11 protein-coding genes are annotated in these 10,926 nt (G+C 72.8%); 2 read left to right on the forward strand and 9 right to left on the reverse strand.

Features of this window, described 5'->3' with window-relative positions; genetic code table 11:
* The first annotated feature begins 85 nt into the window (after positions 1–85).
* The gene (locus ABZ887_RS21605) at positions 86–898 is read left to right on the forward strand and encodes a class I SAM-dependent methyltransferase (RefSeq protein WP_361291769.1); all 813 of its coding nucleotides are present in this window, start codon (positions 86–88) and stop codon (positions 896–898) included.
* 54 nt (positions 899–952) lie between these two features.
* Here the strand turns inward: ABZ887_RS21605 and rfbC are convergent, their stop codons facing one another.
* The 4 genes from rfbC to ABZ887_RS21625 all read right to left on the reverse strand — a co-directional run bounded on the left by rfbC (position 953) and on the right by ABZ887_RS21625 (position 4,897).
* Positions 953–1,546, reverse strand: coding sequence for a dTDP-4-dehydrorhamnose 3,5-epimerase (gene rfbC / locus ABZ887_RS21610; RefSeq protein WP_361291771.1), 594 nt, complete (start codon positions 1,544–1,546; stop codon positions 953–955).
* Between the two features lie 5 nt (positions 1,547–1,551).
* Positions 1,552–3,573 carry a glycosyltransferase family A protein gene (locus ABZ887_RS21615; RefSeq protein WP_361291773.1) on the reverse strand — a complete coding sequence of 674 codons (2,022 nt, stop codon included), beginning with the start codon at positions 3,571–3,573 and terminating at the stop codon, positions 1,552–1,554.
* 184 nt (positions 3,574–3,757) lie between these two features.
* Complete coding sequence (locus ABZ887_RS21620; RefSeq protein WP_361291775.1) at positions 3,758–4,342, reverse strand: hydrolase; 585 nt, start codon at positions 4,340–4,342, stop codon at positions 3,758–3,760.
* A gap of 117 nt (positions 4,343–4,459) precedes the next feature.
* Entirely contained in the window at positions 4,460–4,897 is a 438-nt protein-coding gene (locus ABZ887_RS21625) for a MarR family transcriptional regulator (protein WP_361291777.1), read from the reverse strand.
* A gap of 110 nt (positions 4,898–5,007) precedes the next feature.
* On the opposite strand from ABZ887_RS21625, the gene ABZ887_RS21630 reads away from it, so the two are divergent.
* Entirely contained in the window at positions 5,008–5,508 is a 501-nt protein-coding gene (locus ABZ887_RS21630) for a metallophosphoesterase (protein ID WP_361291779.1), read from the forward strand.
* Positions 5,509–5,517: 9 nt separating this feature from the next.
* Here the strand turns inward: ABZ887_RS21630 and ABZ887_RS21635 are convergent, their stop codons facing one another.
* The 5 genes from ABZ887_RS21635 to ABZ887_RS21655 form a co-directional block, all read right to left on the reverse strand.
* Entirely contained in the window at positions 5,518–6,912 is a 1,395-nt protein-coding gene (locus tag ABZ887_RS21635; protein WP_361291947.1) for a DUF6351 family protein, read from the reverse strand.
* Between the two features lie 180 nt (positions 6,913–7,092).
* On the reverse strand, positions 7,093–7,740 hold the full coding sequence (locus ABZ887_RS21640) for an SRPBCC family protein (protein WP_361291781.1): 648 nt from the start codon (positions 7,738–7,740) through the stop codon (positions 7,093–7,095).
* A 28-nt stretch (positions 7,741–7,768) separates the two neighbouring features.
* Positions 7,769–8,875, reverse strand: coding sequence for an XdhC family protein (locus ABZ887_RS21645; RefSeq protein WP_361291783.1), 1,107 nt, complete (start codon positions 8,873–8,875; stop codon positions 7,769–7,771).
* Positions 8,868–10,043, reverse strand: coding sequence for a VWA domain-containing protein (locus ABZ887_RS21650; protein ID WP_361291785.1), 1,176 nt, complete (start codon positions 10,041–10,043; stop codon positions 8,868–8,870). Before ABZ887_RS21650 ends, ABZ887_RS21645 begins: the two co-directional genes overlap by 8 nt.
* A gap of 6 nt (positions 10,044–10,049) precedes the next feature.
* On the reverse strand, positions 10,050–10,925 hold the full coding sequence (locus tag ABZ887_RS21655) for a MoxR family ATPase (RefSeq protein ID WP_361291787.1): 876 nt from the start codon (positions 10,923–10,925) through the stop codon (positions 10,050–10,052).
* Position 10,926: the final 1 nt, after the last annotated feature.

The raw sequence follows: 10,926 nt of genomic DNA on the forward strand, positions 1-10,926 counted from the left end.
GTTCGCCCCTTGTGGAGTGCCCCACGTCACTACGATGATGCTTTGAATGTCTTGTGGGTCGGGTAGGGAAAGGATTTGTCCCGCGATGTCGATGCGAGCGACCGTGAAGTCCGTACTGGGTGAGAAGAATGTGCGGGTCCTGCGACGACTGAAGCGGCGGTTGTCCGCGCGGCCGGCCCAGCCGGCCAAGCCGACAGGGCTGGACGCGATCTCCGGCGATCTCAACAAACTCGCCCAGCACTTCAAGACGGACAAGTGGGGAATACACCGCTACACCCAGCACTACCAGCGCCACCTCGGACACCTGAGGAACGAGTCCTTCAACCTGCTGGAAATCGGCATCGGCGGCTACAACAGGCCAGGTCAGGGTGGTGCTTCCCTGCGGATGTGGAAGCAGTTCTTCCCGAAGGCGCAGATTTTCGGAATGGACATCCAGGACAAGTCATTTGTCGACGAGGACCGCATCACGACGTTCATCGGTGACCAGTCGGACCCGTCGTCGCTGAACTCGATCGCCGACAAGATCGGTGAGCTGGACGTCATCATCGACGACGGAAGTCACCGCAGTCCGCATGTGCTCACGACCTTCGCCACGCTCTTCCCGCGTCTCAAGGACGGTGGCATCTACATCGTCGAGGACACGCAGTCCTCGTACTGGCCCGAATGGCAGGGCAGCGAGGACCTCGACGCCGCGCACACCAGTATGGGGATGCTGAAGCGGCTGACGGACGGGCTGAATTACGAGGAATTCGTGACCGAGAACTACCAGCCGTCGTACACGGACCTCAATGTCGTCGGCGTGCACTTCTACCACAACCTGGTGATCATCGAAAAAGGCCGGAATGCCGAGGGCAGCAACAAGCGCAGCGCACTGAAGCAGCGCTACGCGAAGTCCTGACACCGCACCACCCACCGGGGAGCCGGGCCACGGCCCGGCTCCCCGGCGCGGTCGTCAGCCGCGCAACTGCTCGTAGTAGGCCACGCAGTCCGCGTACGACGGCAGCAGCCCGGACTCCGCCGCCTCGGCCAGCGACGGCGCCTCGGCGTCCTTCTCGGACAGCACCGGCTCCAGGCCCTCGGGCCACTCGATGCCGAGGGCGGGGTCGAGCGGGTTGATCCCGTGCTCACGGCCGGGCGCGTACCCGGCCGAGCACAGGTACACCACGGTGGCGTCGTCGGTCAGCGCCATGAACGCGTGGCCCAGGCCCTCCGACAGGAACACGGCGTGCCGGTTCTCGTCGTCCAGCCGCACCGCCTCCCAGTTGCCGAACGTGGGGGAGCCGACCCGGATGTCCACGATCACGTCCAGCACGGCCCCGCGCACGCACTTGACGTACTTGGACTGGCTCGGCGGCACGTCGGCGAAGTGGATGCCACGCAGCACACCGCGCCGGGAGACCGAGCAGTTGGCCTGCGCGAGGTCGAGGTCGTAGCCGAGGGCCTCACGGAACTCCCCGGCCCTGAACCACTCGTGGAAGCTGCCCCGGTCGTCGGGGAAGACCTTGGGCTCCTGGACCCAGGCGCCTTCGATGCTCAGCGGTCGCACGGTTCTTACTTGCCTTCCTGTCGTGCGGGCTTCCGGCCCCTGACCAGCGCCCTGACCAGCGCGCGGCGCACCGGCAGCGGGAGCTTGCGGGCCAGGCGGCGGGCGATACCCGGCCGCGGCTTCGGCCGGGGTGCGGCGGCGGCCCTGGGCTTCTTCGGGGTCGGCTTGGCGACCTTCAGGCCCTCGGGGGAGTTGCGGACGACGAGCGGCAGCGTGAAGAAGCGCGGCTCGGTGGCGTCCGCGACCAGGCACAGGGCGAGACGCCAGCCGCCCTGCTGCAGCGACCGCACCGGCAGCGGGGCGTCCAGCACGGCGTGGCCGCCCTCGGCGGGCGACAGCGTGGCCGGCACCTCCAGCACCTCGGCGGCGGGCTTCGGACCGGTCAGCCGGACCGCCGCCTTCACGTCGCCGGTGACGTGGAACGGCAGCACCGCGCGCAACCGGTCGCCGGCGACGGTGAAGTCCGCGGGCTTGAACTCGCCGAAGCCGAGCCGCTTGCCCGCCTGGTCGATGTCCAGGGCGAAGTTGTTCTTGACCGTCCAGTACGGCAGCACCCGGTGGCCGCCGACGACGCCCGGGACGGGCAGTGCGGGCAGCGGGTCCTTCGACACCGGGAACAGCCGGTGCTCCCGGGTCCAGCCGCCGATCGTCAGGCGGACGAACGCGTCCCACAGCCCGGGCGGCAGCGGGGCGCCGCTGGCGGCGGTGGCCGGGTCCACGGTGGCGGTGGCGTTCACGACCAGGCGGACGCGGTCCGGCTCGCCCTCGACGGGGAGGGTCTCGCGGGTGAACTCGACCGGCTGGAAGAACTGGGCGTGCGTCTCGCGCTCGCGCATCATCAGGTCGACCCTGGCGCGCGCGAAGCGGGCGGCGGTGCCGCGCTCCAGCCGGGCGATCGCGTCCGCGGCCGAGGCGGCCGGGCCCTCGGGCTCGGCGCCCGAGGTGTCGGCCGGGTAGGTCTTGGGCGCGCCGTCGACGGCGTACTCGGCGCTGAACCCGATCTTCAGGGCGTCGCCGTCCCAGGTGACGCTCCCCGCGGCCGTCGAGGGGGCGATGGCCGCCTCCCACTCGGCGACGGCGAGCACGTCCTCGTAGCGGCCGGCGCCGGCCAGCTCGGTGACCACCCGGTGGGCCGGCTCAAGGAGGGCGAACACGGAGGGGCCCATGCGCTCGGCGATCACCTTGTGGATCTCGTCGAAGAGCTCCCTGCGGTAGTCGTCCGGCAGCTTCAGGAACCGCTTGCCGCGCAGCCGCTCGCCCATCTCGCTGCGCAGCCAGCGGCGGAACATCAGGTCGCGGGTGTGGCCGGGTTCGGTGTAGCGCTCGACGATGTCGAGGGCCTCACGGAGGTTCCCGAAGTAGCCGACCGGGTCGAAGCGCTGGAAACCGGCGTTGGAGGCGTCGTCCCGCTTGAGGTGGTAGTAGCAGACGTAGTCGCTGAGCACGGAGATGTTCGACGCGCGCAGGTACGCCTCGGCGACGAAGACGTGGTCCTCCAGCCGCCTGCGGCCCTCGGGGAAGCGCAGCCCGATGCGGTCCAGGAAGGACCGGCGCAGCATCTTGTGCGGGGTCAGGCTGTCCATCAGCGGGGCGTTCTCGACGGTGGCCCGCGGGTGGTTGCGGCGGAACAGCTCGACCGGCACCGGGCGGCCCTTGCCGGCCATCTTGCCGATGATCAGGTCGGCCTCGTTCTCGACGCCGTAGTTGTACATCCGCTCCAGGGCCTCGTCGCCCAGGAAGTCGTCGTTGTCGACGAACATCACGAACTCGCCCTTGGACGCGGCGATGCCCACGTTGCGGGGCTTGCCGGACCAGCCGGAGGGCTCCTGGTGGATGACGTGCACGTGCGGGTGCTCGGCGGCGACCGCGTCGAGCCGGGCCGGTGTCTCGTCGCTGGACCCGTCGTCCACGAAGATCACTTCGTACTCGTCGCGCGGCAGCGACTGCCGCAGCACCGAGGCGATGCAGTCCTCGATATAGGGCCCCGGGTTGTACACAGGGACGACAACACTGACTTTGACCGGCATCCGGTTTCCTAGCCCCCTGGATAAGCCGCCCATTTGCCTGGACGGCACCTACTTGTGGCCGAATGCTAACCCGGCCCTGTCCACAGGCGTGTCCCACCTCCGGGTAAGACCGGGTTGTGAAGAGTCATCCGTGCATCAGAAGGGCTGGTCGGACGTAGTGTGCGCGGTGGCCTCGGCGGTGGCCTCAGCCGTGGGTCCTGGCGAGCAGCTCAAGAACCTCCGCCGTGCTGCCGGACTCGCCGAGCCGCGGGAAGATCCGCTCGACGCTGCCCCGGTGGGCCTCGGGGTCGGCGTCGGCCATGGCGTCGGTGGCGAGGGTCACGTGGTAGCCGTGCGCATAGGCGTCGCGGGCGGTGGACTCCACGCCGACGCTGGTGGCGATGCCGGTCAGCACGATCTGGGTGACGCCCCGGCGGCGCAGCTGGACGTCGAGACCGGTGCCGTGGAAGGCGCTCCAGTTGTGCTTGGTGACATGGATGTCGCCGTCGTGGCCGGAGAGCTCGTCGACGACCACGTCCCAGCCCTCCGGGAAGGCGAGGCCGCGCGCCTGGCGCTCGGTGCGGCCCGGGACGGCGTCGGCGAAGTCGGCGGCGAAGGAGACCCGGACCAGGACCACCGGCAGGTCCTGGGCGCGGAAGGCGTCGGCGAGCTCCACCGCGCGGGCCACCACCTCGGGGCCGGTGTACGGCTGGGTGGGCATGGCCACGATGCCCTGCTGGAGATCGATGACGACAAGGGCGGTGCGCGGGTCGAGCGTGCTCAGGGACATGGGATGGATCAGGCCTTTCGGGGGGGCTTGACGGGATTCCGGGGTGAGCCGGGCCGGGGAGCGGCCGGGCAGGGGCCGCGCGGGTGTCCTCGCGGGGGTCCGCGGCGACCCTCGGTGTCACGGGCGCGACAGCCGTTCCAGCAGCTCGATCGCGGTGAGGAGGACCTGGCGCTCGTCCTCGGTGTACCGCTCCTGGAAGGCGCGGGCCAGCCACTCGTCGCGTGCCTGCCGGTTGCCCTCGACGCGGGCCTGGCCGGCCTCGGTCAGGGTGACCAGCTGGCGGCGGCCGTCGGTCGGGTCGGGGCTGCGGCGGATCAGGCCCTGCTGGTCGAGCGCGGCCAGGGTGGCCGCCATCGACTGCGGCCGCACCCCTTCGGCGGAGGCCAGCGCACTGGCCGTGGCCGCGCCGTGCTTCGACACCAGGGTGAGGGCCGACTCCTGCGACGGGGTGAGGTCCGCGTCCTGGGCGACCTCCCGGATACGGCGGCGCATCCTGCTGAACATCACGCGCAGGTCGCGTGCCGTGCGGGTCGCGGAGTCGGAGATCTCTGCCATGCGCCCACCGTAGAACCGTCAGCCGAGACTGTCCAGTCGAGACTGCTCAGTCAAGACTGTTAAGTCTGGGCTGAGGATCTCGGCGGGGTCAGCTGGCCTACGCTGGCCGGGTGCGCCTGCTCCTGATCTCCGACACGCACCTCCCGCTGCGCGCCAAGCGGCTCCCGGACCGGCTCCTCGCCGAGCTGCCGCGCGCGGACGTCGTCCTGCACGCCGGCGACTGGGTCGACGAGGCCACCCTCGACCTGCTGGAGAGCCGCAGCCGTCGCCTCATCGGGGTGTACGGCAACAACGACGGCCCCGGCCTGCGCGCCCGGCTTCCCGAGGTGGCCTACGCGAACCTGGGCGGCCTGCGCTTCGGGGTGATCCACGAGACCGGCCCCGCCCAGGGCCGCGAGGTCCGCTGTGCCGCCCGCTTCCCGGACCTGGACGTCCTGGTCTTCGGGCACAGCCACATCCCGTGGGACACCACGGCCCCGGGCGGCCTGCGGCTGCTCAACCCCGGCTCCCCGACCGACCGCCGCCGCCAGCCCCACTGCACCTACCTCACCGCGACCGCCGCGGACGGCGCGCTCACCGAGGTGACCCTGCACCGGCTGCCGCCACGCTGAGGCGTTCCGTCAGGGCGCGATCCCGACCCCGGCGATCCTGCTCCACCGCTTCTCCTGCGCCGCCGTCATGGCGGGCCAGTGCAGCCCGCCCGGCCGCGGCCGGACCCGGGAGGCATAGGAGGCGGGGTGGAAGTCCGGGTCGTAGAAGCAGCCCGTGGCGTAGGTCCGGTCGAACGCGGCGCACGAGTCCGCGATCGTCCCGGGCGTCGGCTTCCGGCCCGTGCGCACCCAACCATCCAGTGCCGCAATGGAGTCGGCGTACTCCGCGTCGCTCAGCGCACTGTGCTCGGACTCGTGGGTGAACGTCTGCACGAGGTACCGGTCCTGGTGCGCGCCGCGCAGGGTGGCCCGGTAGGCCGCCTCGTGCTCCACGAACGCCGTCGGATCGTCGATCGCGTGCAGCGTGAGCACCGGGATCGACACCTTGCCGGTGAGATCGCTGTCGTAGGACAGGTCGCGCACCGCCGTCGGATCGGCGCCGAACCGCTCGACCCCGGCGTTGAGCGCCGCGTCGTCGTGCGACCCCGAGTACCGGACACCCAGGTTCGAGAACGGGTTACGACCGCTGAGCCGGCCGATCACGATGTCCCGGAACGTGAAGACCGCGAACCGCAGATGCGACTCCAGGGTGCGCTCGGGGACGCCGGTGACGGCGAGGATGTCGTCGAGGTTGCGCTGCTGGAGGGCGGTGCGGTCCTGCGGGGCCGAGGCGTAGCCCGTGCACTCCTGGAGCCGGGCGCGCAGTCCGGCCGTCGTCAGCGTCGAGTCCGCGCGCAGCCCCTGCCACAGCGGGTACTGGGGTTCGGTCGGCCGGGGCATGTTCTGGCAGTAGTACTGGTAGACGACGCGGAGGTCGACGCGGTAGTCGTACCCCCGGGACCCGCCGCCGAGGACACCGCTGGTGAGCAGCGCCCCGTCGTACGGTCCGCCCCGCCTGCCGTACACCTCGACGACCTTGGCGGCGACGTCCCCGCCCCAGGACTGGCCGTGCACATAAGTCCGCCGCGGCTTCCCGAAGTTCGCGACGAACAGCCGGCGCACGTTCTCGGTGTCCTCGGCGGCCATGCGGGTGCCGTAACCGCCCCTGCGGTACGACGAACCGGCCCAGGCGTACCCCTCCTTCACCATCACCGACCAGCGGGCCAGGTCGTCGACGCTGCGGGCCGGGTCCGAGCCGGTGCCGAGGTCGGGGCCGCCGTGGGCGTGCACGACCAGGGAGCCGTTCCAGTGCTCGGGGACGGCGATGGCGTAGTAGGCGCCGTTGGCGTCCTGGCCGGTGTAGCAGGTGGCCCTGCCGTCGAGTTCGGCCGGGCAGGAGACGGCGGCCGGCGGTGGGGTCTCCGCCTGTGCGGGAGGGGCGCCGGCGAAGGCGGCGGTGAGCGCCGCCGCCAGCGAGGCGAGCAGTCCGGTACGCCGGTGGCGGCTCGTCCGGCGGACCCGTGCGGGGGTTCTCGACCTGTCCAAGGCGCGGCTCCCTGTCCTCGTCGGCGCTTCGTCGCGCCGTCCGCGGCGATGCTAGGGAGCGGTCCGGGACCGGAACCATGGCCCGGGCGTTGTGTTCATAGTGTTCGGCGGACGGAACAGTCACCGGTGGCCTGCGCGATGCCGCCGAAGGCGCCGGCGCAGCCGTGCCGCCGCCACCGTGAGCACGGCGAGCACGGCGGCCACCGCGGCGGCCCGCTTGGCCACCGGCACCCCGGCCGTACGCAGCAGGTCGAGCGGCTGCGCCGGTACGGCCTCCCCGAAGTCCTCGCCCGGCGGCTCCGGTTCGCCGCCGGGGCCGGGCACCCGCTCGGCCAGCCGTTCCGCCAGGCAGTCCGCGAACTGCCCCACCAGCCGGTCGCCGACCTCCGACAGCACCCCGCGCCCGAACTGCGCGGGACGGCCGGTCACCGTGAGGTCGGTACGGACCGACACCGCGGTACCGCCGTCGCGTTCGGCGAGTGTCGCGGTGACCGTTGCCCGGGCGGTGCCCTGCCCGCGGGTCTCCCGGCCGTTCGCCACCAGCACCATCCGGTGCGCCGCCCCGTCCTGCTCCTCGAAGACCGCCGTGCCCCGGTAGGTCACCGTGACCGGGCCGACCCTGACCTTCACCGAACCGGTCACCGTCCGGCCGTCGTAGTCCTCGACCACCGCGCCCGGCAGGCACGGCGCGACCCGCTCGATGTCGAGGAGCGCGTGCCAGGCCTCGTCGACCGGGACGGGGACGCCGAACTCGTGGTGCAGTTCCATGACTCACTCCTCCTGACGGCCGGCCCGGTCAGTGGACGGCGGGTGCGTGGATGGCGCCGGTGGTCGTGGCCAGGGGCGCGCCGCTGCCGCCCCAGCGCAGGGCGACGATCTCGGCGGCGACGGACACCGCGACCTCCTCCGGGGTACGGGCGCCGAGGTCGAGGCCCAACGGCGAGCGCAGCCGGGACAGTTCGGCCTCGGTGAGACCGGCCTCGGCCAGCCGTGCGCGCCGCTCGCCGTGGGTCCTGCGGCTGCCCATCGCGCCGATGTAGGCGGCCGGCCGGCGCAGCGCCTCCTCCAGCAGCGGCACGTCGAACTTCGGGTCGTGGGTGAGGACGCAGATCACCGTGCGGTCGTCGGTGTCCGTGCCGCTCAGGTAGCGGTGCGGCCAGTCGACGACGACCTCGACGGCCGCGGGGAAGCGCTTCGGGGTGGCGAAGACCGGGCGGGCGTCGCACACGGTGACCCGGTAGCCGAGGAAGTCGCCGATCCGGGCCACCGCGGCCGCGTAGTCGATCGCGCCGAAGACCAGCATCCGGGGCGGCGGTGCGAACGACTGGAGGAACACGGTGACCGTGTCCTCGCGGCGTTCGCCGTGCGGGCCGTAGTGCCTCAGGACCGAGGCGCCGAGCGCGAGTTCGCCGCGCGCGTCGGCGGTGACGGCGACGTCGAGGCCGGTGGTGCCGAGGGAGCCGGCCGCCCGGTCCGGCCAGACGGCGAGCGTGGCCCCCCGCGGTGCGGGGCCGTCCACCACCGTGGCCACGGTCACCGGCTCGCCCTCCGCGACCGACGCGGCGACCGCGCCGAACTCCGGGTCGGAGTCCGCGGTCACCGGCCGGACCAGCAGGGTGATCTCGCCGCCGCAGGTCAGCCCGACCGCGAACGCGTCCTCGTCGCTGTAGCCGAAGGTCTGCAGCGACGGCTCGCCGGTCGCGACGACCTCCTGCGCCAGCTCGAAGACGGCGCCCTCGACACAGCCGCCGGACACGCTGCCCACCACCTCGTCGTCCGGACCCACGGCCATGGCCGCACCGGGTCCGCGCGGCGCGCTGCGGCTGACCGCCACCACCGTGGCCAGGCCGAACGGGATCCCGGCCGCGTGCCAGCCGGCCAGCGTCGGCAGAATCTCACGCACCGTCCGCTCCCTTCCCCGGCGCAGCACCGTCCTGGGCGCCCCGCACCACTGCGGCGAGCCGCTCGAGAGCGGCCAGGCTGTGCCCGGCGACGAAGGAGTCGACGCTGGGCAGCGCCGCCGCCATCCCGGCCGCCAGCGGTGCGTAACCGGGCCGGGCCTTGCGGGGGTTCGCCCAGACCACCTGGTGCGCCAGGCCGTGCAGCCGGCGCATCTGCTGCCCGAGCAGCTCCGGATCGCCGCGCTCCCAGCCGTCCGAGAGCAGGACGACGATCGCGCCCCGCGCCATGCCGCGCTGCCCCCACCGGTTGAGGAACTCGCGCAGCAGCTCGCCGAGTCGGGTGCCGCCGCGCCAGTCGGGCACGGCCGCCGCGACCTCCGCCATCGCCAGATCGGGGTCCCGGTGCGACAGTTCGCGGGTCACCCGGGTCAGCCGGGTACCGACGGTGAACACCTCCGTGCGGCCCGTGCGCACCGCCGCGTGCGCGAACCGCAGCAGCGCGTCGGCGTACGGCCCCATCGAACCGCTCACGTCGACGAGCAGCACCACCCGGCGTGGTCGTGCCACCCGCGCGTGCCGCCGCAGCAGGGCCGGCTCCCCGCCGCGCCGCAGCAGCTCCCGTACTGTGCGCCGCGGATCGACCTGACCGCGCCGGGCGGGCCGGCGCCGCGCCGAGCGCCTGGTCTGCCCCTCCAGCGTGAACGCGGCCAGCAGACGGCGCAGTTGGTCCCGTTCGGCGGGGTCCAGTTCGGTGACGTCGCGGTGCCGCAGGACTTCGGAGGAGCTGGCCAGGGCGGCGGTGGGCGGGCCCGGCGGCTCGCTCCCGCCGGCGGAGCGGGGTGCGCCGGCCGCCTCCCGTGCGACGAGCCGCAGCCGCGGCGGGGGAGCGGTCCGCACCGGCTGCCGGACGGGTGGTGCGCCGACCGGCCCGAAGTAGGCCGCGAACACCCGCTCGTACCGCTCCAGGTCGTCGTGGCCGCCGCACAGCGTGGCCCGCCCCGCCCAGTACACGTCCGAGCGCAGCCCCGGCCGCAGCGCGGCCACGGCGCGCAGGAACGCGTACCCGCGCTCGGCGCTCGCATCCACCCCCGCCGCCCGCAACGCCCGTACGAAACCGAGCAGTACGGCATCCGCCGGCACCCCGGCGGTCCTCGACGGCGCCGCGCCCATGCCCGCTCACCCGCCCCGGGCCGCGAGGACCGCCGAGAGATCGAGCCCCCGCGCCCGCTCCGTGTCCTCCCGGTACTTCAGCACCGAACCCAGCGTCGCCACGGCCAGGTCCGCGTCCACCTCGCTCGCCCCCAGCGCGTCCAGCGCCTCCGCCCAGTCCAGCGTCTCGGCCACCCCCGGTGGTTTGACCAGGTCCGCGCCGCGCAGCGCCTGCACCAGGGTCGTGACCTGCTCGGCGAGGCGGGCCGAGACCTGCGGCAACCGGCTGCGCACGATGGCCAGTTCGCGGGCGAAGGAGGGGTGGTCGAACCAGTGGTAGAGGCACCGCCGCTTCAGCGCGTCGTGCACCTCGCGGGTCCGGTTCGAGGTCAGGACCACCACCGGCGGCTCCTCGGCCCGCAGCGTGCCCAGCTCCGGGATCGTCACCGAGTACTCGGACAGCAGCTCGAGGAGGAACGCCTCGAACTCGTCGTCGGCCCGGTCGATCTCGTCGACCAGCAGCACCGACGGATGCTGCTGGAGCGCCAGCAGCAGGGGCCGGGCGATCAGGAAGCGCCGGTCGTACAGTTCGCTCTCCAGCCGGTCCGCGTCCTGCACGCCCGCCGCCTCGGCGGCCCGCAGATGCAGCAGCTGGCGCGGGAAGTCCCAGTCGTACAGGGCCTGGGAGGCGTCGATGCCCTCGTGGCACTGGAGCCGGATCAGCGGTGCGCCCAGCGCCTCGGCGAGGGCGGCGGCGAGCGCGGTCTTGCCCACGCCGGCGTCACCCTCGCAGAACAGCGGCCGGTGCAGTCTGAGGGCCAGGAAGCAGGTGACGGACAGCCCCTCGTCGACGAGGTAGCCCGTCTCCGCCAGGCGGGCCCCCACCTGTTCCGGGTCGTCCATC

It is taken from the genome of Streptomyces sp. NPDC047061, from assembly GCF_040643955.1.
Lineage (GTDB): Bacteria > Actinomycetota > Actinomycetes > Streptomycetales > Streptomycetaceae > Streptomyces.